General features: G+C 41.1%; 20 protein-coding genes. 10 read left to right on the forward strand and 10 right to left on the reverse strand.

The genetic code is table 11. The annotated features are described in order from the left end of the window. Nucleotides 1–109: 109 nt before the first annotated feature. A complete protein-coding gene (locus U4956_RS10785) occupies nt 110–568 on the reverse strand; it encodes an ABC transporter ATP-binding protein (RefSeq protein WP_323090687.1) in 459 nt (152 codons plus the stop codon). Between the two features lie 494 nt (nt 569–1,062). Beyond that, on the reverse strand, nt 1,063–2,769 hold the full coding sequence (locus U4956_RS10790; protein ID WP_323090688.1) for an IS1634 family transposase: 1,707 nt from the start codon (nt 2,767–2,769) through the stop codon (nt 1,063–1,065). A 728-nt stretch (nt 2,770–3,497) separates the two neighbouring features. On the opposite strand from U4956_RS10790, the gene U4956_RS10795 reads away from it, so the two are divergent. Next, nucleotides 3,498–3,953: a hypothetical protein gene (locus U4956_RS10795; protein ID WP_323090689.1), complete on the forward strand. Its 456-nt coding sequence runs from the start codon at nt 3,498–3,500 to the stop codon at nt 3,951–3,953. 362 nt (nt 3,954–4,315) lie between these two features. Here the strand turns inward: U4956_RS10795 and U4956_RS10800 are convergent, their stop codons facing one another. Genes U4956_RS10800 through U4956_RS10810 form a run of 3 tightly spaced genes read right to left on the reverse strand, consistent with a single transcriptional unit; the run spans nt 4,316 to nt 6,828 of the window. After that, nucleotides 4,316–4,735 carry a hypothetical protein gene (locus tag U4956_RS10800; protein ID WP_323089020.1) on the reverse strand — a complete coding sequence of 140 codons (420 nt, stop codon included), beginning with the start codon at nt 4,733–4,735 and terminating at the stop codon, nt 4,316–4,318. 18 nt (nt 4,736–4,753) lie between these two features. Beyond that, nucleotides 4,754–5,563 carry an ExeA family protein gene (locus tag U4956_RS10805; RefSeq protein ID WP_323089019.1) on the reverse strand — a complete coding sequence of 270 codons (810 nt, stop codon included), beginning with the start codon at nt 5,561–5,563 and terminating at the stop codon, nt 4,754–4,756. Next, nucleotides 5,563–6,828, reverse strand: coding sequence for a DDE-type integrase/transposase/recombinase (locus U4956_RS10810; RefSeq protein WP_323089018.1), 1,266 nt, complete (start codon nt 6,826–6,828; stop codon nt 5,563–5,565). The genes U4956_RS10805 and U4956_RS10810 overlap by 1 nt, the downstream gene beginning before the upstream one ends. A 163-nt stretch (nt 6,829–6,991) precedes the next feature. Between U4956_RS10810 and U4956_RS10815 the strand changes: the two genes are divergently transcribed. The 4 genes from U4956_RS10815 to U4956_RS10830 all read left to right on the forward strand — a co-directional run bounded on the left by U4956_RS10815 (nt 6,992) and on the right by U4956_RS10830 (nt 12,152). Beyond that, on the forward strand, nt 6,992–7,165 hold the full coding sequence (locus U4956_RS10815) for a hypothetical protein (protein ID WP_323089017.1): 174 nt from the start codon (nt 6,992–6,994) through the stop codon (nt 7,163–7,165). A 665-nt stretch (nt 7,166–7,830) separates the two neighbouring features. Then, nucleotides 7,831–8,505, forward strand: a complete 675-nt coding sequence (locus tag U4956_RS10820) for a response regulator transcription factor (protein ID WP_323090690.1) — start codon at nt 7,831–7,833, stop codon at nt 8,503–8,505. After that, the gene (locus tag U4956_RS10825; protein WP_323090691.1) at nt 8,498–9,592 is read left to right on the forward strand and encodes a sensor histidine kinase; all 1,095 of its coding nucleotides are present in this window, start codon (nt 8,498–8,500) and stop codon (nt 9,590–9,592) included. The genes U4956_RS10820 and U4956_RS10825 overlap by 8 nt, the downstream gene beginning before the upstream one ends. Before the next feature lie 1,183 nt (nt 9,593–10,775). Next, nucleotides 10,776–12,152 carry an IS1380 family transposase gene (locus U4956_RS10830; RefSeq protein WP_323090692.1) on the forward strand — a complete coding sequence of 459 codons (1,377 nt, stop codon included), beginning with the start codon at nt 10,776–10,778 and terminating at the stop codon, nt 12,150–12,152. A gap of 677 nt (nt 12,153–12,829) precedes the next feature. Here U4956_RS10830 and U4956_RS10835 read toward each other — a convergent pair. From U4956_RS10835 to U4956_RS10845, 3 genes are all read right to left on the reverse strand, one after another. Next, on the reverse strand, nt 12,830–13,252 hold the full coding sequence (locus tag U4956_RS10835; protein WP_323090695.1) for a hypothetical protein: 423 nt from the start codon (nt 13,250–13,252) through the stop codon (nt 12,830–12,832). A 1,677-nt stretch (nt 13,253–14,929) separates the two neighbouring features. Next, nucleotides 14,930–17,371, reverse strand: coding sequence for a hypothetical protein (locus tag U4956_RS10840; protein ID WP_323090697.1), 2,442 nt, complete (start codon nt 17,369–17,371; stop codon nt 14,930–14,932). Continuing rightward, nucleotides 17,358–18,041, reverse strand: a complete 684-nt coding sequence (locus tag U4956_RS10845; protein WP_323090698.1) for an ABC transporter ATP-binding protein — start codon at nt 18,039–18,041, stop codon at nt 17,358–17,360. Before U4956_RS10845 ends, U4956_RS10840 begins: the two co-directional genes overlap by 14 nt. A 234-nt stretch (nt 18,042–18,275) precedes the next feature. On the opposite strand from U4956_RS10845, the gene U4956_RS10850 reads away from it, so the two are divergent. The 3 genes from U4956_RS10850 to U4956_RS10860 all read left to right on the forward strand — a co-directional run bounded on the left by U4956_RS10850 (nt 18,276) and on the right by U4956_RS10860 (nt 19,967). Continuing rightward, nucleotides 18,276–18,734: a DUF5684 domain-containing protein gene (locus U4956_RS10850; protein ID WP_323090699.1), complete on the forward strand. Its 459-nt coding sequence runs from the start codon at nt 18,276–18,278 to the stop codon at nt 18,732–18,734. A gap of 606 nt (nt 18,735–19,340) precedes the next feature. After that, nucleotides 19,341–19,580, forward strand: a complete 240-nt coding sequence (locus tag U4956_RS10855) for a hypothetical protein (protein WP_323090701.1) — start codon at nt 19,341–19,343, stop codon at nt 19,578–19,580. Next, nucleotides 19,581–19,967, forward strand: a complete 387-nt coding sequence (locus U4956_RS10860; RefSeq protein ID WP_323090702.1) for a type II toxin-antitoxin system death-on-curing family toxin — start codon at nt 19,581–19,583, stop codon at nt 19,965–19,967. Nucleotides 19,968–20,305: 338 nt separating this feature from the next. Here U4956_RS10860 and U4956_RS10865 read toward each other — a convergent pair whose 3' ends face one another. Next, nucleotides 20,306–22,708, reverse strand: a complete 2,403-nt coding sequence (locus U4956_RS10865; protein ID WP_323090703.1) for a hypothetical protein — start codon at nt 22,706–22,708, stop codon at nt 20,306–20,308. Further along, nucleotides 22,695–23,378 carry an ABC transporter ATP-binding protein gene (locus tag U4956_RS10870; protein WP_323090704.1) on the reverse strand — a complete coding sequence of 228 codons (684 nt, stop codon included), beginning with the start codon at nt 23,376–23,378 and terminating at the stop codon, nt 22,695–22,697. Before U4956_RS10870 ends, U4956_RS10865 begins: the two co-directional genes overlap by 14 nt. A 284-nt stretch (nt 23,379–23,662) precedes the next feature. Between U4956_RS10870 and U4956_RS10875 the strand changes: the two genes are divergently transcribed. After that, nucleotides 23,663–24,538 carry a hypothetical protein gene (locus U4956_RS10875; RefSeq protein ID WP_323090706.1) on the forward strand — a complete coding sequence of 292 codons (876 nt, stop codon included), beginning with the start codon at nt 23,663–23,665 and terminating at the stop codon, nt 24,536–24,538. A 243-nt stretch (nt 24,539–24,781) separates the two neighbouring features. After that, the gene (locus U4956_RS10880; RefSeq protein ID WP_323090707.1) at nt 24,782–24,991 is read left to right on the forward strand and encodes a hypothetical protein; all 210 of its coding nucleotides are present in this window, start codon (nt 24,782–24,784) and stop codon (nt 24,989–24,991) included. Nucleotides 24,992–25,186 lie beyond the last annotated feature (195 nt).

Genomic DNA, 25,186 nt, shown 5'->3' on the forward strand with positions numbered 1-25,186 from the left:
AACCTGAGAGCGCGCAAGGGGACGCAAGCTTAAACCCCTTGCGCGCTCCCAGAACCTGTGAAAAGCCAGTCTTGCGAGCGAGGCGACAGAAGGAAGGGACAGCGATCGTTCAAAGGGTGTTTTTGTCAGTTTTACCCACCCGAAGTGCAATAGCCTCTTTTAAATCACACAGTACAAGGCTCTTTAACAGTTCGTCCAGCCGCTTCTGATTTCTTTTCTTTCCTGCAAGGTCAGAAACCAGGCAGATATTTTCTTCAGCTGTGAAGTCTTCAATCAGTTCAAAGTCCTGAAAAACAAAGCCGATTTTCTCGGCCCGATAATCATCCAGCATTTCTGGCGAAAAAGAAGAAATGTCTTCTCCATCTATATAGAGATGACCACTGTCTGCCTTGAGAAGACCGCCCAGAATATTCAGCAGTGTTGTCTTTCCGCTGCCGCTTTTTCCAATCAAAGAAGTCATCTTTCCTCTTTCAATTTCAAAAGAACAATCATCAAGTACAATTCTTCTGGATTCCCCTTCCGGATAGGATTTGATTAAATTTTCAATCTTGATATTTTCTTTTATCATAGGCATCTTTCACCATAGTGATCCTTTCTGCAGGCAAATTATCAAACAAGCATTAGGAAAGGATTACTTCTGAAAGATTGATCAATATTTATGCTCCTTACCCAAAAGTTTTGTGGATAGTCTTATATTTACGAAAGTTATCCGCAATTTTAATATTTGTAACGCTTTCGTAACGTTGGCAAAGTATAGAAGATGAATCCGGCAAAGGAGTTTTATGACATCTTACGTAAATAGTGTTTTAACTACTTTTACTATTATTAAAGATAGCGAATGGAACCAAGGACAATAACCAAAAATGTTACAGACAAACTCACCGTGAATTAGGCGGTGTTACTTAATCAGCAACATGAATGATGCAAACTTATTTGTTCGCCAAAATTATTAGTGTTGAAAACTACATTTGCGTAAGAACCTGAGTTAGTTTAGAATTGTAATATCTACCTGACTTTAGGGTCACGTTTTTAAATGTAGTACTCAAAATCCTGGAGAAAACATCAGAAATGTTTCTCCAGGATTTTATTTATTTGAGTTCTCTCTAAGTAATAGTGATCGAGTGGTAAATTATATGTTTTAGATAAGTAATCATTGATATCACATTTCGGACTTATATTTATGAATGTATAGGGGCCTGTTGGAAGTACTTTTAGTTCATGCATAAAGTTATATACTTTTTCACTTCCAAATTTATTTTTTAAAACCTTATATTGAAAAAGCCTCTCAAGCAGGACGCTGAGATAACACACTAAAAAATGCCCTTTGATTCTGTCATAATTCTGTAAGTATACTGGCCTCGCATCTAAAGATGATTTCATCGTCCTGAATGATTCTTCAATATGCCATAATTCATGATAGGTCTGGTAAATAGTCGAATCATCCATTTTGTATTCAGAAGTAATAAGCATATTGAAACCAGCACATTTACGATGCTTTTCAATCAAATTTGTATTTAATACAGCGATAACTTTTTCTTTATTTCCATTATCAGATTTATTCTCTGTCGTAAAAATCATATATTTAGCCGAATCGCCGTAATCAGATTTTTTTGCCGCACTGGCACACAGATTCTTGGCCTTTTCTTCTAATCTAGTAATCTCTCGACGTTTTTTTCTTGCCAAAGAAGGATTGAATGTGACTACTCTTTTTTCAGTGACGGTAAGACTATGCTTTCTTCCGTTTTCATCTCGGTAATCGTATTTATGTTGAAAAAGTTTACTCTTCATTTTGTAAGCCAGCCGGCCATCACGATCTATCACTTCCTGAAACCCCTCATCTTCGATAGCCCACTCCATCTCATCTTCAGGGAGCTGGAGGACTGACTTGGAGAAGATATAGCCATCATGAGCCAAGATCGCATCATGGATGTTTTCGGCACAATTGAGGCCTTTGTCGGCCACTCTGACCGTTTTTCCCGTCACTCCCTGTTTATTTTTAAGGTCATGGAGAACTTCACGCATAACCGGTTTCTCAGACTGATTGCCGGGGTAAAGTCTCATTCCGATTGGAAGACAATTTGCATCAAGTAATAATCCCATACCAATAATAGGATCAGTTCGATTTTCTTTAGACGGACCTTTACGTCGCCAGTCGTCCTGGGCATCTATTTCAAAATAGAAATTTGTACAGTCAAAATAGGTTTGATTTATATCTAGAATGTATGTTTCATGTGTATGATGCGTAAAGATTTCTACTACTTTCTCATATTCGCGTCCGAGCAACTCTAAGCAAGAAAGAGTCTGGTCATAGGAAAACTGTGCCTGGCCATACAGAGTGGGAAATATTTCGTTAACGGTTTTAAATTTAGACATGGGATTACATAGTCTTGAATAGATTAATAACTCAAGACAATCTGACAAGTTATATTCAAATTTGCGCCCGTATTGAAGGTAATCAATATCATTTTTGACATCCAGACGGCGATAAATCGCTGCAGGCACAAAAAAGCCAATGCGTTTTTCTGGAATGTTTTTTTCTATCAATTTTTTCTTGGAGGTCTGAATTTTCCGTTTGTCATTCATCGTTCGCACAGCGGTTGTGTAGAAATTGATTGGATCTTTAACTCCTAGAGATTCTAAATAATCTGCATAACCTAGTGTTTTTATATGTTTTGATTTAGGTAGCTTGGTTTCTGGATCGCGATATGACTCGTAAATTTGAAGATAGATCCCTTTAGCGCGTTTGGATTTTCTGAGATGAAATGCCATACCATATTTTCCCCATAATTAGGTATTACAAGTACTACCATTATAGAGCGCATCTAAAATACTCGCAAGTTTTTTCAAAAAAAAAAGAGCCTTACTTAAGGGCTCAATAAATAAATTTCTAAAATTTTTTTCGCATTTTCTAAAGAAAGTAGTACCCAAACCCTTAAGACGGGTACAATTCTTCTGGATTCCCCTTCCGGATAGGATTTGATTAAATTTTCAATCTTGATATTTTCTTTTATCATAGGCATCTTTCACCATAGTGATCCTTTCTGCAGGCAAATTATCAAACAAGCATTAGGAAAGGATTACTTCTGAAAGATTGATCAATATTTATGCTCCTTACCCAAAAGTTTTGTGGATAGTCTTATATTTACGAAAGTTATCCGCAATTTTAATATTTGTAACGCTTTCGTAACGTTGGCAAAGTATAGAAGATGAATCCGGCAAAGGAGTTTTATGACATCTTACGTAAATAGTGTTTTAACTACTTTTACTATTATTAAAGATAGCGAATGGAACCAAGGACAATAACCAAAAATGTTACAGACAAACTCACCGTGAATTAGGCGGTGTTACTTAATCAGCAACATGAATGATGCAAACTTATTTGTTCGCCAAAATTATTAGTGTTGAAAACTACATTTGCGTAAGAACCTGAGTTAGTTTAGAATTGTAATATCTATTTTAAGATTCTAGTTTCTTAGCGAAGAAGGTGAGGAGATCGTATGAAAGGGAAAAAACGCTTGATCATCATTGCATCATCAATTGTTGTGCTGCTTGTTGGACTGGGAATTGTGATGAACGGGGGACTTCGACAGTCAAAAAATGAATCTCTCAAGCCCAGCCTCCATGGATCATGGAATCCCGAGGGGACTAATTTTATCTGGATTTCATTCAATACGCTGTATTCGAAACTGCCGGAAGGACAATTCGAATATTTTTATTATGATGGCACGATTGATGAAGTAAACCGCTCCGATTCAGAAATAAAGGTATCTTCTGGAGAAGGAGAAGGGCACTTGGATGAGAGTACACAAGAGGTTTTTCTTGACTCTGGTATTCTTGCCAATGAATCTTTCAAGCTGGATTCAGAAGGAAAGCTTGTCAGGCAAGAGAATGGCCAAGCCTTTAATAAATTTGATGATAGCTATGCAACAGTCCTGACAAGCGATACAGAATAATCGTTTTCGTCCATGACTGAGGAATTTGCCCTGTGGCGTTCGAAAGTCAAAGTGTATTTGGAATGGCAGGCTCTTGATCTTTATGTGGTTTTTCTACCATATAAATGGTCAGGAGCTTTTTGTTTTTGCGTTTTTGAAAAGTTACTGTTACGCGTCGAATTGATTTGACATAATACGTTAATTTTTATTGCAGTTATTTGCTCCAGAAATCTTTCTAAACATCTTGATTTCAATAAATCGATATGAATTATCGCGTCACTTTCTTTTTCAAAAATATGACCCTTGGCTTTTTGATAAAATTAGTTATTGATAATTAAAAATGAGATCCGATGCATTTCTTGCATCAGATCTCGTTTAACTATTCAGAAAGGCAATTCTGTATTTGCCCATTCTTTCGCTTTTTCGAAACTATAGTATTCGTACTGGGCTACAGGGTCTACCGTGTCCCAGATCCGATAAGGCCCAAAGATAAACTCTTCAATTTCAAGACTTTTCATCTCCTGATTTTTACTGCTTCCGTACGCACCAGTTCGGGCCTGTACAAAAACTGTACGGTGATCAGGATCATAGCCTGTAATTGTATAGCGCGGCTCTTCAATGCCATCTGACCTTACAACGACTGCGTGGCAATGCTCCGATGAAAGGTACTTTCGGATGAGATATTCATAGGCCGGAATTTCTTCGTTGCGTGTCTGTACTGCCTGCGCAGCTTCTTCATAGCTTGATCCTTCTTTCTTCAGGTAGTGAAAGAGATCATAAGGATTAAATGTTGAATACATCATCTTCATCTCCAGTTCATTTTAAATGTCAAGTTCACAGTCTTCACGGGCAATGGTTACAATATCAGCTGTGATCTGCCGCTTTTTCTGTGCAGCTGCTTCAATCATGCTTTTGGAAAGAAGCGAATCCATAACCCTTACTGAACCCTGCGAAAAGCGCCAGGCTGCTTCAATGGCATCTTCAGAAAATACCGGTTCTTCGCAGCCCGATTCCTTCAGACACCACTCAACATACTGTCCTGCTTCTTTTCGACTCAGGCCATTTGCGTGATAATTCACGATGATTCGCTGTCTGAGAGATTCGTTGATGCTCTGTTTTAAAATTCGATTCAGTCCGGGAAGACCCGAGAGAATCAGAATGCAGCAGTCACGAGAATCCATTTCAAAGTTCAGAAGCATAACCAGATCCCGCAGAATGGCATTGGATAAATATTGTGCTTCATCAATGATAATCACCGGCGTACATTTCTTTTCCTCGCACTGATAGCGGATTTCATCTTGGATTTGCCGAAACAGGTCAACCTTTTTATATTGCGGCTCAAGACCAAGCTCACTTGAAAGCATCCGAAAGAACTCCGCAACAGTGACAGTTGTCATCTGCAGGTAAATCACTTTAAACGAAGCTGGATTAAGGTTGTTGGTAAATTCACGGATCGCAGCAGTCTTGCCAGTTCCGGGTTTGCCAGTAATCAGACCAATTCCGCGAACCTTTTTTAAATGTTCCAGTCGACCTTCAAGCTGCTGAATATCTTCTGTTTTGTAAAGATGCCGGTAGCGTGAAGATTTCTGAAAGGGCAGCTGCCGCAGGCCAAAGAATAATGTCGGTTCCATTACTGTGTCTCCTTATGCGGGTAAACAATATGGCGTTTGCGATGGGTATAAGCATTTTCATGCTTATCTACCTTTTTTACAGAAATCTGCTTGTTTGAGATCGGATCCAGGATCCATGCCCGATCATCATTAAGAGGGTCGATAAAAATTTCGATTTTCTGCTTCATGAATTCTGAAGGAACTTCGTAAAGGACATTCTGAACCGAAACAGTCGAGTTTGTTTTGACTTTTCGCTCATACCTGCAGACAAAGATAGAATCCAGTTTTTCCAGAGGAATTTTATGGATGTATTCCTGATCCATAAGGAATCTTTCTCTTGGTGTCAGACAGGTACCATCCTCTTTGGCTAGAGAAGAGTGAGGTTTATTGATATACTCAGGGTAGAGATAGTGACTGAACGAGCTTTTTACTTCTGCCAGGTCGTTGAAACTTGTCCAGTCAATCTGATTGAGCCATCCTTCCTTCAGGGTTCGGTTCAATCTTTCTACCTTCCCCTTCTGGGCCCCATCCCGCACAGCACAATAACGCAAAACGATTCCTGCTTGTGCGCAGGCTAAGGCCAGATGGTGGTTTTCATAGGTTCCGCCGTGATCAAGAAGCAGCTTTTCCGGTCTTCCATTCCGAGCGATTGCGTCCTTAAGCACTTCAAGAAAATTCGCGGCATTATCGTGGGTATAGATACCGTACCCAACAACCATCCGGCTGGCATCGTCCACAATGAGCATCAGACAGACTTTTTCACCATTTAAATTCTGCAAGAAAGTGGTGTCTGCCTGCCAGCACTCGTTGGCATGCCGGAACTCAAAAGCCTTCCTGTCCTTATTCTGATGAATGGCAGGGAGCTTTTTTTCTGGTCTGGCCGTTCTGACAAAGCGATCAATTGTTGACTGAGAAAGCGAATCATCAATAATACCCTCGTCTTTCAGCCTTTCTCTCAGCTTCACGTTGGAAATTCTTGGAAACTGATCAAGGATCTGACAGATTCGGCTTTGAACCTGGGGAGTAAGGGCGCGAAACACCCCCTGGTCTTTTCTGCTGCGCGAAATAAGACCATCCAGTCCCGAAGATTCAAAGCAGTGGCACCACCAGAGAAGGGTGCGTGGACTGTAAAACTTTGATACCCCAGTGACAGGGTTCATCAATGGCGATGAAGCGATTTTTTTGGCTAAGGCATGTCTGGATTCATCCTCTTTTTTCCGATGAAGGATAGGGGAAATGACGCCAACTTTCCAGATTGCGATCTTTTCTTTGTTTTCCTGATTCAAGATTTCACCTCCAATAAGATCAATCCCAACATACCATCAAATCGGCCGCTTCTACTATGTCCAAATGATTTGAGTGTGGTCATATGCATAAATTCCATACCCCATAACAGATGAACGACCAGTGGCTTGATATTGGAAAGTGACGCGTAAAAAAAGATTCACTGTGGATGTGAAGAAAATCAACAAGAAAGTCTATGAGCCTCTTAGAAGACTGGGCAAGCTTGCAGGCTGTCCGGCCTCTGGACAACTGATTTTGATGGGCAAGTCTGGTCTGCATAATTCTCCAGTCCTCGGCCGAGTAACGATTAATCAGGCTGCGAATGGTGGATCGGGGTAAATGGAAGTGCGTGGCAGTCGTCTGAAACTGCTCTTTCCCCGGGCCATAAAAATAGCCAAGAACACATACCAGAAAACTATATGTAAAGACACAGAAAGGACATATCCAGAGCGGTAAAAATGCATGATATGGATGTTCACATGTTTTACATTCGCAACGAAAGACGGTCACAGTCAGATGAAATGGTTTTGAATTTTTACTGGTATATAGATAGCGTTGGTAATGGGAATGAACCTTCATTTTGCCAACAGTTCCGCAACAGGGACACTTAGAACGTATCCTTAGAGCATTTTTTAGATCCCGGTCATAACGGTTTTGAAAGTTGGATGAGTATGAACTTGGATCAATGCTTGGGAGTTTTCCGACAATACACATGATAATCACCTTAGAATAATTTTAATCCAACTGTTAACGTTCTAAAATGTAAATTTAATATGATGCAAAAAAGCACAATCCATTTCATACCTGCCTAGGCAGGTATGAAATGGATTGTGCTTGAAATCCCGAAATCTATGTAATACAAGATGCCTCGTAACATTACCCAGAAACCAGAACACATTCAGGCTGGTGATTGATCAGATATCGGAATCGTCTTTTCATGACCAAAACGAAAAAAACATCGATGGTATGTTTTGTTTTTTGATTGATTTATCTATACTTTTTGTATGAAAATACGAATTTTAGTGTGTGAAGATGATCGTAATCTAAATCAAAAGATTCAATCGTTGTTAGTCAGTCATGGATATGAGGTGATCAGCTGCCAGACGATTGATCAGTTGTGCGAAAAGGCAACTGATCATATCGATCTGTTTTTGCTGGATGTGCATATGAATGGAGAGTCGGTTTTTGACTGCCTGAACTGGATTCATGGCTTCAGTGAGGCACCGATTTTGCTGTTGAGCGCAGATCTGGAGGAGTCCAGTATTCTGGAAGGATACCGGCTGAATGCGGATGAATATATTGAAAAACCAGTCCGGCCTCAGATCCTGCTGGCCAAAATCAATGCTGCAGTAAAACGCGCAGGCTTGCTTCAGGAAACCATCGAAAAAGAAGGCTGGATTTACAATGTCGAGGAAAGAAAACTCACCGGTGATCAACAGAAAACCATTCAGTTTTCCGTCCCGGGAGCTGTTCTGTTTAAAAAATTGTTTCAATCCTATCCTGCGGTTGTATCCAAGGAAGTTTTAAAAAGTCTGATTTCTGAGGACTGCACGGATGGGTCTTTGCGGGTTCGGTTTGCGGAGCTTCGAAAACAGCTGCCTGATCAGATAGAAATCACTAACCTTCGCGGCAAAGGGTACCAGCTGGTTTTGAACCAACAGGATTTGGGCGATGAATAAGAAATCCACCAAAACAATCTTCCTGACTCTTCTTTTGCTGCTTGCTGGGATGATTGTCCTCATACTGACCGGGGTTGTTCTCTGGATTCTATCCATGTTTAACCGGGAAACAATTTTTATGGGCCTTCAGAGTTCGGCAGCCCAACGCCATGCAAATCTGGCCAACTGGTTTGACCAGATTGAAAGCTGGATCCAGACTCGCTACTTGTTTGAGCAGCTGGTTCAAAGCCCAGTCGTTTTGCTGGGGCTGGTTCTGGCTATTCTCCTTATATTTCTGCTGATGTTCTTTCTGATCCGGACATTTAGGAAAATTGACCAGGAACAGAAGAACATTCAGTTGTATTTGATTGAGGATGAAAAGACAGTGCCTGATCTTGATCTATTATCGATTGGTCGGGATCTTCAGTTTTTTAAAAACCTGAATGAGAAAAAGATCAGCCTGGAAAAAGAAAGAGCCCAGCATAAGAAAATCCAGTATGAAAATGTACTGCACCAGGTGCGATCTTCCCTGAACAGCCTGTATTTTATTGCAGATGAATTGCCAGATCCTTCCATGAAGGAGGAACTGGAAGAAGTTGTTGACAACTGCAATTCTCTGATTCGTAGCAGCCTGATTGATTCCGTTTATGGGCAGGCGAGTCTGAAGCAGATCCTGGAGCTGACCATTCAGAAGAAAAAACGGGAACTGGAACATAAGAATTTATCGATGGATATCTCAATTGAAACAGATGCTCAAATTGTCTGTGATGCCACCTGGATTGGACAGTCTCTGGAAACCATATTGGCTAATTCAATTGAAGCAGCTCCCCAAAACAGTCAGATCCAAATTCGGGTTCTTCGACTTTCGACGAACATTCAGATACAACTGGTCAACCAATTTCAGAATGAATCGTTTCTTGAAGCCGGAAGCCCCAGACGATACCAGTCAAAGTCTGCTGAAAATGGCCATTTTGGAATTGGTCTGGATATTGTTCGAGAGACGATGACTGCCCATCATGGAAAATTTGAAGCCTTAACAACAGAAGGAAAAGCCATTGTTAAATTAACCTTTCCCATCCATGACCTGGAATCGGGCGGAGTTTCTTGATCAGGTTACTGTTCACACCCCTTTGGAATAGTCTGGAGAATGGTATTTTTAATATCCGCTTTGTATAAGGATTGTGATTAAACGGATACGGATTGTCGAACGACTATCTTCACGAAAAGAGTCTTCTCTTTTCAAGCCAATATGAATTCACAGGTATTGAGTAACGAATGATATTGTGATCACCATTTTCTATATTCAAAACAATCAAAACAGTATATGATTGGAATCGTTCTATTACGTCGCGGTCCATATGGACTGTGTGGATTGAAACTTGATCAGGCTGACATGATTTGAGCAGATAAAACCCATGCCCTCAGACATACTATAAAATCCTGTAAAATAGGTATGCTCTGATCAGAAAAACTAAAAGCAGCCTCTTCCCTTAAAGCCAAATGGCAGGGAAGAGGCCGCTGATTACGAATGCGGGAAGGAATAGTTTTGTGATGGGAATATAACTGTTAGAATGACAGACTTGTTTTGCAAAGCCGATTATTAACAGTGATAGTTCATGTAATGCATATTTGCCTTGATCGTTTGATCAACTAACTAATCGGTATATGTCTATCTGTTCAAAATCAAAGGCAATAAAAACATTCCAATTATAAAACCGGCAATAAAAGACAAGGGTATATTTCGTTGTTTTATTCATATTCATATTCATATTCACCTTCTATCAGTTCTGTTTAAGCATCTTTCTTTTGGCTTAATAACGATGCTGGCAGGACTGTTTATTTTACAGGGTACTTAAATAAAGACAGTTACTCTGCCAATCCTTAAATTTTTTTGATTAGTATTCACTTCGTTAGAAAAAGAGTTAGTCTTTAAACGCTCATCAATGGCAATCTCTTAGGTTGATGGGATACTTTCCGGAGAATCAGTGGTTAGTGGGCTTGTTTGAAGAGAACCTAACAATAGACAAACGTACCGAAAGGAATAAGCATAAAGCAGAATTAAATTCATGCATTTATACATCTATCGCAAAACTAAAGAATGTTTTATGTTTATCGGCACGGCTTGATTATTCTAATCCTGAACAATTCATCAAAACCGACAAATGGCCGGAAACACCTTTAAAGAACGTGTTTCCGGCCATCTTATTTTCCACCAAACAGGTGAGTGTAAATCGTTCATCAATCCTGTACAATATTATTCACCCTAAACAACAAAGAAAGGATTTTGAACAATGACACACACCCTGAACAATAGTATGGCCGGTTTTGTTCCTGAATGCAACATTTCATTTAACGGAGGGAATCTTTCTTCCGATACTGGTGCGATTCTCCCCCTCGATTTCATCACTTCTAATTCACTTCTTCAGCCTTTTGCGGATCTTCCTTTTTCAGATGAAAGAGGATCCTGCCACAGCAGAAACTCCAATTTCTCATTATTGACCCAGCAGGTTTTCAAGTATATCCTTGGCTACTCTTCACAGGCGGACCAGGATGTTCTCGCCAAAGATCCAATCCTCTGTCAGTACTTTCAGGGAATCTCTTCCCAAAGCTCTGTCAGCCGGTTCTTCAGCCGTGTCTGCGAGGACACCAATAATGCTTTCTGGCGCGCTTTCATGGATCAGGCCTGCAGATTTATAAGCGGCAGCCAGGACGATATTCTTCTTGATGCCGATTCGAAAAAAAACGATACCTATGGAAAACAGGAAGGTTCTGCATGGATCCATCACTACAGTCAGGTGGGATATCATCCATTTGTCATCAACGAATACAATACGAGAGCTCTTGTCGGGGCATGGCTGCGTCCTGGTTCTACTTACTCTGCCGATGAAGCCGAGCTGATCATGGCCGAAGTCCTGAAAAGACTGCCTGACTACACTGCAGATGGAAGAATGCGGGATATCAAGTTCCGCGGGGACGCTGCTTTTTTCTCGGGCGACCTGATGAACCTGTTTGAAGAACGTTCCAATCCGGTTGGTTATGCCATCAGAGCCAAAGGAACGGGCAGACTTGAAGGCCTGTGCCAGGATGTCTATGACAGTTCCAGTCATAAAGAAGACAGCACTTATACTTCTGCCAGGCCTTTTTACGGAGAACTCCGCTATCAGATGTCCAATTCTTCAAAAAGCAGAAGAGTCTGCTTTAAGCTCTATTTCACCGAAGAAGAGGATAAGAAAGGTCAGGCACAGCTTCTATTGATTCCCCATATTTTTGCGGTAATCACCAATCTTGAAGCCATGACTCCTGAGCAGATCATCAACTTCTACTGCCAGAGAGGCAACAGTGAAAACTACACCAAGGAGCTGAAAAGCGACTTTATGGCAAACACTCTTTCACATCGCTCATTTGAGGCAAATGCGTTTGAATTCCTTTTGAAATGCCTTGCCTATAATCTTTTCCGCTTCTTTCAGTTTCGTGTGATGGAAGGAACAGATCAGAACATCACTGTCAGATCCTTCCGAAGCAGGTACCAGAAAGTTGCTTCAAGACTCAGCCGTCACGCCAAGAGCTTTCATCTGAAGATTGCCAGCTCTTTTCGTCATGCCCAACGGTTCATGCACTATCTTCACAAAGCCAGGACAGTCAGGTGGATAGCGAACTGCCCATGTTAAATTTACTGTATATAAAGCTAATTTAAATTTTTGACAGCCTTCGGACTGTCTTTTTGTCGTGCACAAGCCCAATTTTTCTTCACTATTCGTCCTTTAAAGCCTTCTTTTTTTGCCTTCTGCCGTACCCCTTGTCCATCCCTAATGATGGGGATAACCTAGTAATCTCCATTTTTGTCTTTAATTCGAGAACAAATCCACATAAAACGCATTTGTGAAAAAGCTCATGAATTATTCAGGTTCAATAGACTTGTGGTGGGGACATGACTGCTAAAAATAACAGACTTGCTCTGCAATGCCGATTATTAACGGTTGTGAGTTTGATCATTTGGTCAACTGATTATTGGTTATCTGTTCATCTGTTTAAAACCAAGGGCAATGAGAACGTTCCAATTATGAAACCGACTGTGAAGATGAAAAATATATCTTGCTGTTGGAGATGTGCTTGTTTTAGATTCATTCTCCTTTCGAATTACGATGATTCCAATCAAAGACCCCTTAAAAATAGAAATTTAAAGGATGATCGGACTCACCTTCTACATTTTTATACTTTGTTAGTGTTACGGAAGTGTTACGGAAGTGTTACGAATGATGCTGATCGATTAATATGACCGGTTCTGGAATTTCTTCATTGTTCAGGCAAGGGGACCCAACCATATTGCTATCCAGTTTGAATAAGGTCAGTGACTACCATAATGGAATTTTCTACTCAATTTCGAAGGACTGGTTCTGAGCACATAAACAGCCAGGATCAAAATCAAAATGAGAACTGCACCTGCACAAATCCCAACCTCAAATGAACTGTATGGATCCCAACCATTGTGTAACATGTTGTACATCCACAAGCAGGTGATGACCATTTCAAGGATAAATGTACCTACTAGCAGCCGACGACCGACATCAGTTCCAATCTTCTCACGATATCGTTTTGGGACTCCGATCCGTTTTAAAAGATCCAGGTAGTGGCTGGTTTCTGCTTTTGCTGTGAGTTTTGAAAGCTGAAGAATCACCACAAGGACAGAAAGCAGAATCAGGGCAGAAAACAGGTTGAGAACGATTGAGGTTTTTAAAGACTGCCGCATTTGTTCATTAAAGGAGGCCATATTCATAAATTCCAGTCCGTTTTGGCTTGCCAGTTTTGATAGCCCAAGTTCTACTGGAACCTGGTTGCAGATGTCATTGAGGTTAATCTGAGCAGTATCAATTTCATCGCCATAAACGATAAGGTCGTAAGGTTGACCGGGGAAAAACAGGGAATGGCAATCAAAATTTCGTAAAATTCCGTTTTTTTGCGTGTTGATTCAATAGAAAACTGGTTTGATTACAGGTCTGACACAAGGTCTGTATTGAATGTGAAAAGCACCAGCGTCCACTATTTTTGAAAGTGACGGATGCTGGTGCTTCGTTTTATCCAAGAGTTATCTAGGATAGAAATTCTCTCCGTTCTAAACCAAGGGCTTTAACCATCACACAGTTAGCATCACAATCGCGCGCAGATGACTACTTTTATTTTTTTGAATTTTCAAGCTTGCTTAAAAGAAAAATCAATACTCCTTCTAAGGTTATCCATTTCAAAACGTATTCACAGTTTGTCAGAGGAATAGCTAAACTTGTATCTGGATACTCTATTAACGACAAGGAATCAATTTTCAACACCCAAGGAATCGAAATGCAGAGCACAAGAATAATTACTTCAAGGAACTTTTTCATTTTTTGTACCTATCTATGGGGCATGTAATAACGGCCGGATTGATTATAGTAGGCAAAGTGATTCGATGAATAAGATGCGTATAACGTAACAGAAGCAAATTCACCAATGCCACCAATTACAGTTTCACCTAGCGATGGGATGCCGCTTTCAAAAAAATCTCCGCTAATCATCCAACCAATTGTTTGGGCATTAAGTGGTTATAAATGAATCGAGCCGGAGAATTGTTTGGTCATACCCGTACGGACCCTTTCTTAATTAGATGATTTCAGAAAATATTGAATGCAGATAAAACGGATTGTGGATGAATTAAGTCGATATAGGGATGGTCATCGGTGATTTTCATGAACAAATGTTTGCCCGTTCAAGTATTTACACTTATTTGGTTTCTGGATTCATCTTATATCTTTCTTATACTTGATTATTGTTAAGAAAGTATTACATATACAGAAAATCAGATAATGGGCATGGTCTGACCAGACAAATTACAAGTGACCTCTTCTCTTAAAGCCAGATGGCAGAGAAGAGGCCACTGATTACGAATGCAAAAAGGAATAGCTTTGTGGTGGGGAACATAACCATTCCCTGCATTGGGTGGATTATCGAGAAAGCTAATTCTAGTCCCTCGACTCAGTAATCCTTTTGATGTGAATTACGAGAGATGCTGTTTCGTACTTTATTTTTGGTTGATTAGACATGAGTATAGACCGGATTGATTGGCTGTAATAGATGAATCGTTTCTTTATGAGCGAAACTTTGTTTTCCTTTCCGAATCCTACGAGTTGTTTCAAGAATGCAAAGACTTAATTTCATTTCGCCTCATCGATGATTGGTCATGATTCAAAGATGAAATCTCAGTTTTGCGATATCTTGAAATCCATGGGATTGAGTCCATCCACTTCCCGTAAGTTCTTCTTTTCATCTGACTTTTTTATACTCTTGTAGTGTTACGAGAGTATTACGTGGACACAATTTTTCATATTTATCTTCTCAGAATTTTAAACTCAGCATCATGAAGCAGCTTTATCTAAAAACTTGCGCTTGATATTGGGCACCCTTCAGTATTGGATCCTCAAAGCAGTGTCGAGTTTGGGCTTTTAAAGTCTTTTGTTATAAATGTATAAGCCGCTATAACTAAAGTAAATATGAGAACTGCACCTGCATAAATTCCAACCTCAAATGAATCATTTGGATCCCAACCACTGTGTAACATGTTGTACATCCAGAAGCAGGTGATGACCATTTCAAGGATAAATGTACCCGCCAGCAGCCGACGACCGACATCTGTTCCAATCTTCTCTCGATACCGTTTTGGTACCCCGATCCGTTTTAAGAGATCCAGATAGTGGCTGGTTTCTGCTTTTGCTGTGAGTTTTGAAAGCTGAAGAATCACCACAAGGACAGAAAGCAGAATCAGTGCGGAAAACAGGTTGAGAACGATTGAGGTTTTTAAAGACTGCCGCATTTGCTCATTAAAGGAGGCCATATTCATAAATTCCAGTCCGTTTTGACTTGCCAGTTTTGAGAGCCCCAGTTCCACTGGAACCTGGTTGCGGATGTCATTGAGGTTAATCTGAGCAGTATCAATTTCATTACCATACACGATAAGATCGTAAGGTTTGCCTGGAAAAAATAAGGAATGGGGATCAAAATTACGAAGAATTCCATTGACTGGAATTTCATCTTGCCAACTCTCCTTTTCTAAAGTAACGATATCTCCGGGTTGAATCGAAGAATCGAGGACTCCGTCCAGTGTCAGGGTGATATTTCCGCCCTCTTCGGAATCCATGGTTCTGAAGCGGGGCAAATATAAGATGGCTTCTTTTCCTTTTTTCCAGTTTTCCCAGTCAACGGTTCCATCGATGTCAGCTTTTTTCAACTGCTCGATGGTTTCTGGATCGTTGATCATCCATATCGCAGGATAAAAGGACAATTGACTGTTTTCGTCCTCGTAGATCCCCCAAATGTTTACCAGGCCATCCTGTCTGTCTTTAGATTTATATAGAAATGACTCCTGAAAATTCTCCCATGACATTTTTATATTTCTGATTGCCCTTGACGTATGGACCACTTCAATATCAGTCCACTGATACAGTTCATCCAGAATCTCCGCTGGAATCGGATAGGAGAACCCAATGTATGTTGAACCATTTACAGATCTTTCTTCCACCCGATCACTTCCAGATCTTCCTGTCAGGTAGTAATCGATACTTCGTTGATTTAGAATTCTTGCAGAACCTATAATTTTGGTTCCAAAATACAGCAGGCTGACCTGTAAAAGAAGGAGACAGAAAATCTGCAGTCCATAAATCCATTTATGCCGGCTAAGAGAACGGCGGGAAATTTCTTTAGCCGTAATCGTTTTAGAAACAATTTTGACTTTCGGTTTCTTCTTTTTGGGATTCGTTTTCAGCAGTGGAATTTGATAGATCAAAACACCAGCTGCAATCAGTACAAGGACCTGCAATAAGAGAACATACACAATCAAAGCGGGCAGATATCGTAAAGGAATCAACATGGCCAGAACCAGGATAAGAATCAGATAGGGAATCCGGTAGGCTTTGAAAAGCATCGTGAAAATGTCTTGAATCAATGCTTTTTTATGCACGCCCAGAATGCGCAGCATCCGGACTTCCTGTCTTCGTTTCCAGATCCACACAAAAAGCGATTCCGCCTGTAAGATGGTCAGAAACAGAAAAGAAAGAAGAACACAAAGCGTCACCGGAATATTGCCAGACGAAAACGGATCCCGTGAAAGCAGTCGATTGACATTGGTTTCAATCATACGGTCTTCGGTGGACATTGTATCTATTCCGTCTTCATAACCTTTTTTCGGTTCGATAAATGCGATGATGTTCTTTTCGTTTTGAATCCTCTTTGATGGAATTGGCTGGCTGATAAAAGAGCGGATCAGATTGCCGTTGCTGCTCCAGATGCTGGAGTAGTTTTCAATAATGCCTGAAAGAACAAAGTTTTCTGTAATCTCTTCAAAATCATTGCGGTCATCCGGATTTTCCTTTCGGATTGTCAGTTCGATCGGCTGCCCGGTTTCATAACTGATGCCCATGCCATCTAAGACGGCCGCTTCCATGGCAATTTCGTTTTCGTTTTGGGGCAGACGGCCTGTTTTCAGCTTCAGCCCTGCCATTTCAAAAAAGGAAGGATCCGCAATTCCAATCGATCCGAATTGCTGTTCGATTTCAACCTCTTCGCCTGATCCGCTGCTTTCGATGGTTTGTGTTTTTTTCTGGACCAGCGTTCCTTCGATGGTCTGTGCTCCGACGGTCTCAAACAGAGGATTGAGCTTTAATTCTGAAAGGTCGTTTTCGGAGATGTCGTAGTAGGCAGCCGTCCATCGGCCATAGGTTTCATCTGCCTGCTTTTGCTGGTAGAACTGGGAAAGAGCGCTGAATGTTACAACAACCAGACAGAAAAGCGTCTCAATCCAGAACATTCTGGAAAATTTCCTGACCAGCTTTTTGTTGGAAGAGAAATAGCCTTTAGTCTGACTCATAGCGGCTTACCTTTCCGTCTTCGAGGACCAGAATTTGATCTGCCTGTTTAGCCAGGGATAAATCATGGGTGACAACCAGGATAGTCTGGTCAAAAAGAAAGCAGTTTTCTCTAAGAAGATCAAAGACCTGTTTTGAACGGATCCGGTCCAGATTCCCGGTCGGCTCATCAGCCAGAACCAGAGATGGAGAGGGATAAAGCGCTCTGGCAATTGCAGTCCTTTGTTTTTCCCCTCCGGAAAGCTGACTGGGCAGATGGTCTTTCAGGTCAGTCAGTTCCAGATGCTGGAGCAGCTCATTCAGTCGTTTCTGATTTCTGTCTTTCTGGTAAAGATCCGAAACCAGACAGATATTTTCTTCAACTGTAAAGTCTTCAATCAGTTCAAAGTCCTGGAAGATAAACCCGATCTTTTCGGCCCGATAATCATCGAGCTCATTTTCTGAATATGTGGTGATATCTTCTCCATCCAGATAAATATGGCCCTGATCGGCTGGCATCAGGCCGCCGAGAAGATTCAGGATCGTTGTTTTTCCGCTGCCGCTTTTCCCGACTAAAGAAGTCATCTTTCCAGCTTCGATCGTAAAGGAACAGTCATCCAGAACGATTCGTCTGTCCTCACCTTCAGGATAGGATTTAGATAAATTTTCGATTTTTATATTTTCTTTTACCATAGGCTGTTTTCAATTTAAGCTTCCTTTCTGCATTCAACTTATCAAGGAAGGATTACAGAAGAATTACAGTTGTCTTGGATCCCTGAATAATTCATAACTTTTCTATTTCAAGCCCATAGGCTGGATACAAAACCAGATAAATTCAATGGACTGTACAGGAAACGAGCAGGCATTAAGACCATATAAAATACAATTCTCAATATAATAAAAGTACAGAGAAAGGATGTGTATTTGATGTTATATGGTAACTCTCTGCTCTACTCTGTTCTGGCTTTTGTCTGGTACGTACTGTATGTCATTGGTCTTTGGAAGATGTTCGAAAAGGCCGGTGAGGCAGGCTGGAAATCAATTATCCCGGTTTACAACATCTATATCGAATATAAAATCTGCTGGCAGACAAATATGTTCTGGACTTTTGCGGGTCTGAGCATTTTAAGCGGTCTGCTTTATGGATTGGGCGTAACATATGCGATCATGACTTTGCTTTATCTGTCTTATGCCCTGACTTTAATTAATGCGGTGATTCGGGCTGTGTTCTATTACAACCTCTCCCTGGCTTATGGTCATGGACTGGGCTATTTCTTAGGCCTGTATCTGTTCAACTCGATCTTTGTTATCCTGATCGGATTTGGATCCAGCCGCTATGTTGGCAACCGTTATCATCATTCCGGCGGCCACATGTATGCTCTCTGATCGTTTTAAACTTCAATCTGAGCCATGGGATCCAGGATCAGCTCCGTTCAGTTTCAATTGAAGCTTCTGATTTTTGAGATCCTGATTGAGCTGGAGCGTTTGAAGCGGCTTGTTTTGTTGTGACCACTTCCAGTGCGGCTTGGCCTTATATTCTTACAAACTCAAAAATAGTAAAAGTAAAAATGCTTATAGTTCTCTGAAGCCTTATCGGATGACTATAAGCATTTTTTGTTGAAGGTGCATTTCAAGATAAGCGGTTTGAAAATTGACCTATCTAACATATGACCTTTATCAGCAGGCTTAGAGTTGATTGTTAGATAGAATTTGGTGAGTTTGATTTGGCCTGAGCAGTTGCAAATTTTCGTTAGGCTGACTGACATTTACAACAACTTTATATAAAGTGGATTAGAAGTATAATTAAACAAAATGCCAAATGTTTCCATCGTTTTGTTTATTGGCGATGAATCTCTAGATAGCGGTCTCTGCATCGGCGGTTCATCAAATACAGACAAAACATTATCCATAGCGCCTGTGCAAAGCTGGTCTATTGTGTTTTGATTGATTATAGCTATAATATTAGCTATCCTGGTTGCAGGAGGTAGGATTATGATTATTGATACCAATGCTATGATTTCCATTACTGAGGTAAATCAAAATTTCAGTGCGGCAACGAAACTGGCTGACAGGAAAGGGGAGATAACAATCATGAAAAATAACAGACCCGCCTATATCCTGACTGCTTTCAGAGACGATCAAATTACCTTCCCTGCAAGCCGGGAGATCGATGAGTCTGCAGATAAATTTCTGGAAAAATATAGCAGCGACTTCAGGAAGATGGCAGAGTAGATGAAGTATCCATCCATTGAAAATATACTTCAGCTTCACCGAAAATCTATCCTGCATGATGGAGGTGAAGACGGCAGCAGGGATCAGGGATTGCTCGAAAGTGCTTATTATGCACCTTTAGCATCTTTTGGGTTTGTAGAGGCATATCCTTCAATAGTTGAAAAAGCAGTCAGATTATCCTGGGGTTTGATAAAAAATCATCCTTTTATAGATGGCAATAAAAGAGTTGGTTCATTAACTCTGCTGGTTATTCTGGATCTTAACCAAATCGAACTTTCATTAGATGAAAATGAACTGGCAGCTGAGTCTTATCGCATTGCAAGAGGTGAGCATTCCTACGAAGACTTCCTTGACTGGACGGTGAGCCACATTGCCTGTGATAAATAATTATTCAATTTGTGAATCGCTCCACCTGTACTGACGTTTAGAGGTGGAGCTTCTTTTTTGCCGGTTTTTCCGTCATGCTGCCCGTTCATCAAATACAGAAAATACACTGTTTGCAGCTCCCGTTTGCAAGGCAGGGTCGTTCCAATAAGAGTTTGGCCACTCTCTGCATTGTTTTTGAGTTTACGTGAGTTGAAGACAAATTCGAACCAGATCCGATTAAAGTTGTTGGATCTGTATGGAAGGCCGAATCGAATAAAACGGAATCAGAATGGAAAAGCAGAATTGAAAAAAGCGCCCAGACTGAGCAGGACTTGCTGCTTGTTCCAGGCGCTTTGGAGTTAGTCTGATCGACTGTATAAAGAAAGATCTAACAGGAAGAATATCAGCAGGATCAGGCAGGCAAGGATCAAGTAGGGGAGAAAAGCACCAAATCTATCAGCATGTCTGTAAAGAAGAAACAAATTGACAAGAGTGATAAGCACTTCAGAAGCAAAGAGAATAATCAGCAGACGGTGACGTGTTTTGGCTATAATCTGCTTGCGGTATGAATCCGATACTCCAATCCGCTTAAAAATCCCCAGATATTGATCAATTGCTTCTTTTTCCATGATTCTGGATAGCTGCAAAATCACGATCAGAACAGAGAACAGAATCAGGATGGTGAACAGATTCAATATGATCTGAACCTTGTGATACTGCTCGACTCGCTCATTTTCGGCTAGATTATTGTGAAATACCAAGTTGTTTTCACTCGCCATTTTTGATAGAGCGATTTCTACAGGAACCTGATTACGGATATCGTTCAGTGAGATTCTTAATGTGTCAATTTCTGTGCCACCAATAATTAAGCCATAGACTAATGGCTGGAAATCAAGCGCTTTTGGATCATAATTTCGCAGAATTCCACTGACTGGAATCTGATGCTGAACGCCATTGTTATCTTCCAGAGTGATCATGTCACCTGGCTGAATTGATTTATCGACTTTTCCATCTAGGGCGGGATGAAGGCCATAGGCTGATCTATCACCGCCCATTTTGATTTTTGGAAGATAAAGAATTGCTTCTCCCCCTTTTTTCCAGTTCTCCCAGTCAACTTGACCAATCACATCTTCTTTTTCTAGCTGTTCTATTGTTCGATCGGCTACGACGGGATCGCCAATTATATCGATCGAGGTATAAAGAGCAGCGTTGCCATTCTCATCTACACGAATATTTATGGAACGAAGCGGATCAAGCTGCTGGGTATCAGGATTGTAGAGAAAAGAGTCTTGGATATTTTCCCAGGACGTTTTCAGATTACGGATCGTTCTTGCTTTTTCTATCAACTTAATATCAGTCCACTGTTCCAGAGTAGAGAGAACAGAAGCGGGGATCGGAGTATTTGTCTGGGCACTGATCGGATCCATTACAGGTGCTCCTTCGATTAGAAAATCTCCGACAGTCTCATTTAAAATATAAGTGGATTCTAGAATGTGATTTCCAAAATACAGCAGGCTGATCTGTAAAAGAATGAGACAGAAAATCTGCAGTCTGTAAATCCATTTATACCGGCCAAGAAAACGACGGGATATTTCTTTAGCTGTAATTGTTTTAGAAACGATTTTGGCTTTCAGTTTCTTCTTTTTGGGACTCTTTTTCAGCAGTGGAACTTGATAGATCAAAACACCAGCTGCAATCAATACAAGGATTTGTAATAAGAGAACATACACAATCAAAGCGGGCAGATACCGCAAAGGAATCAACATGGCCAGAACCAGGATAAGAATCAGATAAGGAATCCGGCAGGCTTTGAAAAGCATTGTGAAAATGTCTTGAATCAGGATTTTTTTATGCACCCCCAGAATGCGCAGCATCCGCACCTCCTGTCTTCGCTTCCAGATCCACACAAAAAGCGATTCCGCCTGTAAGATGGTCAGAAACAGAAAAGAAAGAAGAACACAAAGCGTCACCGGAATATTGCCAGACGAAAATGGATCCCGTGAAAGCAGCCGATTGACATTGGTTTCAATCATACGGTCTTCAGTGGACATTGTATCTATTCCGTCTTCGTAACCTTTTTTCGGTTCAATAAATGCGATGATGTTCTTTTTGTTTTGAATCCTCTTTGATGGAATTGGCTGGCTGATAAAGGAGCGGATCAGATTGCCGTTGCTGCTCCAGGTGCTGGAGTAGTTTTCAATAACGCCTGAAAGAACATAGGTTTCTGTAATCTCTTCAAAATCATTGCGGTCATCCGGATTTTCTTTTCGGATTGTCAGCTCGATCGGCTGTCCGGTTTCATAACTGATGCCCATGCCATCTAAAACGGCAGCTTCCATGGCAATTTCGTTTTCGTTTTGGGGCAGATAGCCTGTTTTCAGCTTCAGCCCCGCCATTTCAAAAAAGGAAGGATCCGCAATTCCAATCGATCCGAATTGTTGTTCGATTTCAACCTCTTCGTCTGGTCCGCTGCTTTCGATGGTTTGTGTGTTTTTCTGGACCAGTGTTCCTTCAATGGTCTGGGCTCCGACTGTCTCAAACAGAGGATTGAGCTTTAATTCTGAAAGATCATTTTCGGAGATGTCGTAGTAGGCAGCTGTCCATTTTCCATAGGTTTCATCTGCCTGCTTTTGCTGGTAAAACTGGGAAAGAGCACTGAATGTTACAACGACCAGGCAGAAAATCGTCTCAATCCAGAACATCCTGGAAAATTTCCTGACCAGCTTTTTATTGGAAGAAAAATAGCCTTTAGTCAGACTCATAGCGGCTTACCTTCCCATCTTCGAGGACCAGAATTTGGTCAGCCTGTTTGGCTAGAGACAAATCGTGAGTGACAACCAGGATAGTCTGGTCAAAAAGAAAGCAGTTTTCTCTAAGAAGATCAAAGACCTGTTTTGAACGGATCCGGTCCAGATTTCCGGTCGGCTCATCGGCCAGGACCAGAGATGGAGAGGGATAAAGGGCTCTGGCAATTGCAGTCCTTTGTTTTTCGCCTCCGGACAGCTGACTGGGCAGGTGGTCTTTCAGGTCAGTCAGTTCCAGATGCTGGAGCAGTTCATTCAGTCTTTTCTGGTTTCTTTCCTTCGGGTAAAGATCCGAGACCAGACAGATATTTTCTTCAACTGTAAAATCTTCAATCAGTTCAAAGTCCTGGAAGATAAACCCGATTTTTTCGGCCCGATAATCATCGAGCTCATTTTCTGAATACGTGGTGATATCTTCTCCATCGAGATAAATATGGCCCTGATCGGCTGGCATCAGGCCGCCGAGAAGATTGAGGATCGTTGTTTTCCCGCTGCCGCTTTTCCCGACTAAAGAAGTCATCTTTCCCGCTTCGATCGTAAAGGAACAGTCATCCAGAACGATTCGTCTATCCTCACCTTCAGGATAGGATTTAGATAAATTTTCAATTTTTATATTTTCTTTTACCATAGGTTGTTTCCAATTTAGCTTCCTTTCTGCATCCAACTTATCAAGGAAGAGTTACAAAAGAATTACGGTTGTCTTGGATCTTGAATAGCCCATGCATCAAATATTAACTGTTTAATATCATAGATAAGTTTTTATTCCCTTTCCTTATGAAGCACAACACGGATGTAAGGGAAGAACTGCATGGATAACCAAATAATCGGATGGGATCAGGAAGATAATGGAAGTATCTTACAGACGCTGTCGCTGATCTTTTCGAGACGGTAGGATCGTTGTAAGATAAAAAAATGAAGACAAAATCAATTGCCCAGGCGGGAATGCTTTGTGCAGTTTATGGCGTCATGATTTTTGCCAATACGCTGACCGGACTCTGGGTCGAGTCTCTTTTCCCGTATCTGTTTGCTTTTCCAATTCTGATCTGTGCCATCAAGCAGACCCCGCAGGTTTCATTGTGTGCGCTGGTGGCGATGTTTATTCTGACCTTGATGCTTGGTTCTTTGACGACCTGGCTGATTGCCGGCAGTATGCTGGCGGCAGGATGGGTTTTTGGCTGGGGGATTCATCAGCGCATCGGCCTGGTCTGGACAGCGGCTTTCTGTTTTGGAGTGATGACGCTTTTAAATTATCTGGAAGTGAGTGTGCTTGCAGCAGTATTTGGATATGACATGAGCATGGAAAAAGAATTGTTCCAGTGGATTTCGCCATTTCTTTCCTGGAATGGCCTGCTGCTGATTCTTTCCGGACTGATGGGATTTCTGGAAAGTTTTGCGTTAGCCTGTATGAGTATTGTGGTGGGACTGAAGGTGGATAAAACGCTTACAGTCTCCAATTTGGGTCTGAGGGTGGGGATTCATCCATGGTTTTCGTGGTTGTTTACACTTCTTCTCCCAATCTGGTTTCTGACTTTGACGGGTGTGATATCATGTCCATCAGGAGTCAAAGATTTACTTGTGATTTTAATCGTGGTCTGTTTCTGTGCTTTGATCGCAAAGGGAACGACTGTCCTGGTTCGAAGGGGAATAAAAAAGCACGGACCCTCGATCTATACGACGCTGATCATTCTGGGTGCTTTTATTCCGGGCGTGAATCTAATCTATGCAGCTGTTGGCTGGTGGTCATTGCTTCGACATTCATTTGATTCCACGCGCAATCACAAAGCCTGAAATCCTGCTGACGCTCTTGCAGGAGGATTTTGCAAGATGATCTTGTGGTATCTTGCTGTATGATATGGATTCTTTGTTTTGGATTTACTACAATCAAATGGTATTGCCGCTGCTACTATATAAAAAGCAAACAGGAAAGGCGAACCGGCACCGCCGTCTGAAAACAGGAAATTTCCCGACAGATTTTGACCAATACTCTGCGAAGTAATAGATAGAAGTAATAGATAATAAAGGAGAAAAAGTATGAAAGAAAGCAACAAAGATGAAGGACTCAGAATTAATTCTCTTTCTGAGTTGAGAAAGTATGCCGATCGAGATGCGATAGATCGGATTGTTGCCGAATATGTGATGCTGACCTTTGCTAAGTCCAAGCTGACTGGGCGTCTGGTGGATGCAATCTATAAAGGAAAAAGCATTGATGATCTGAAGGCAATCATTCAGGAAGAAAGATAATCTTTTCCAACAAAGAGAATAAAAAAGAATAAAAAAGAAGAAATGAGACGAAGTTTTGCGGCGGCTGTAAAGTTTGTCTGTCACGGGGCCCCAGAACTAAACTCCATATGAAGATTTAAATACGGAAACGGAAGCCAAAGTCCGCCTGATGGCTGACGGCCCCGTTTGAGACAGATCCGTATCGCTGTCTAGGCA

This window comes from Allobaculum sp. JKK-2023, from assembly GCF_034745455.1.
Classification (GTDB): Bacteria; Bacillota_I; Bacilli_A; order Erysipelotrichales; family Erysipelotrichaceae; genus Allobaculum.

Coding starts and splice junctions, on each gene's coding strand:
- U4956_RS10785 (WP_323090687.1), bottom strand. CDS start 568: ATGATAAAAGAAAATATCAAGATTGAAAATTTAATCAAATCCTATCCG.
- U4956_RS10790 (WP_323090688.1), bottom strand. CDS start 2,769: ATGGCATTTCATCTCAGAAAATCCAAACGCGCTAAAGGGATCTATCTT.
- U4956_RS10795 (WP_323090689.1), top strand. CDS start 3,498: ATGAAAGGGAAAAAACGCTTGATCATCATTGCATCATCAATTGTTGTG.
- U4956_RS10800 (WP_323089020.1), bottom strand. CDS start 4,735: ATGATGTATTCAACATTTAATCCTTATGATCTCTTTCACTACCTGAAG.
- U4956_RS10805 (WP_323089019.1), bottom strand. CDS start 5,563: ATGGAACCGACATTATTCTTTGGCCTGCGGCAGCTGCCCTTTCAGAAA.
- U4956_RS10820 (WP_323090690.1), top strand. CDS start 7,831: ATGAAAATACGAATTTTAGTGTGTGAAGATGATCGTAATCTAAATCAA.
- U4956_RS10825 (WP_323090691.1), top strand. CDS start 8,498: ATGAATAAGAAATCCACCAAAACAATCTTCCTGACTCTTCTTTTGCTG.
- U4956_RS10830 (WP_323090692.1), top strand. CDS start 10,776: ATGACACACACCCTGAACAATAGTATGGCCGGTTTTGTTCCTGAATGC.
- U4956_RS10835 (WP_323090695.1), bottom strand. CDS start 13,252: ATGGCCTCCTTTAATGAACAAATGCGGCAGTCTTTAAAAACCTCAATC.
- U4956_RS10840 (WP_323090697.1), bottom strand. CDS start 17,371: ATGAGTCAGACTAAAGGCTATTTCTCTTCCAACAAAAAGCTGGTCAGG.
- U4956_RS10845 (WP_323090698.1), bottom strand. CDS start 18,041: ATGGTAAAAGAAAATATAAAAATCGAAAATTTATCTAAATCCTATCCT.
- U4956_RS10850 (WP_323090699.1), top strand. CDS start 18,276: ATGTTATATGGTAACTCTCTGCTCTACTCTGTTCTGGCTTTTGTCTGG.
- U4956_RS10855 (WP_323090701.1), top strand. CDS start 19,341: ATGATTATTGATACCAATGCTATGATTTCCATTACTGAGGTAAATCAA.
- U4956_RS10860 (WP_323090702.1), top strand. CDS start 19,581: ATGAAGTATCCATCCATTGAAAATATACTTCAGCTTCACCGAAAATCT.
- U4956_RS10865 (WP_323090703.1), bottom strand. CDS start 22,708: ATGAGTCTGACTAAAGGCTATTTTTCTTCCAATAAAAAGCTGGTCAGG.
- U4956_RS10870 (WP_323090704.1), bottom strand. CDS start 23,378: ATGGTAAAAGAAAATATAAAAATTGAAAATTTATCTAAATCCTATCCT.
- U4956_RS10875 (WP_323090706.1), top strand. CDS start 23,663: ATGAAGACAAAATCAATTGCCCAGGCGGGAATGCTTTGTGCAGTTTAT.
- U4956_RS10880 (WP_323090707.1), top strand. CDS start 24,782: ATGAAAGAAAGCAACAAAGATGAAGGACTCAGAATTAATTCTCTTTCT.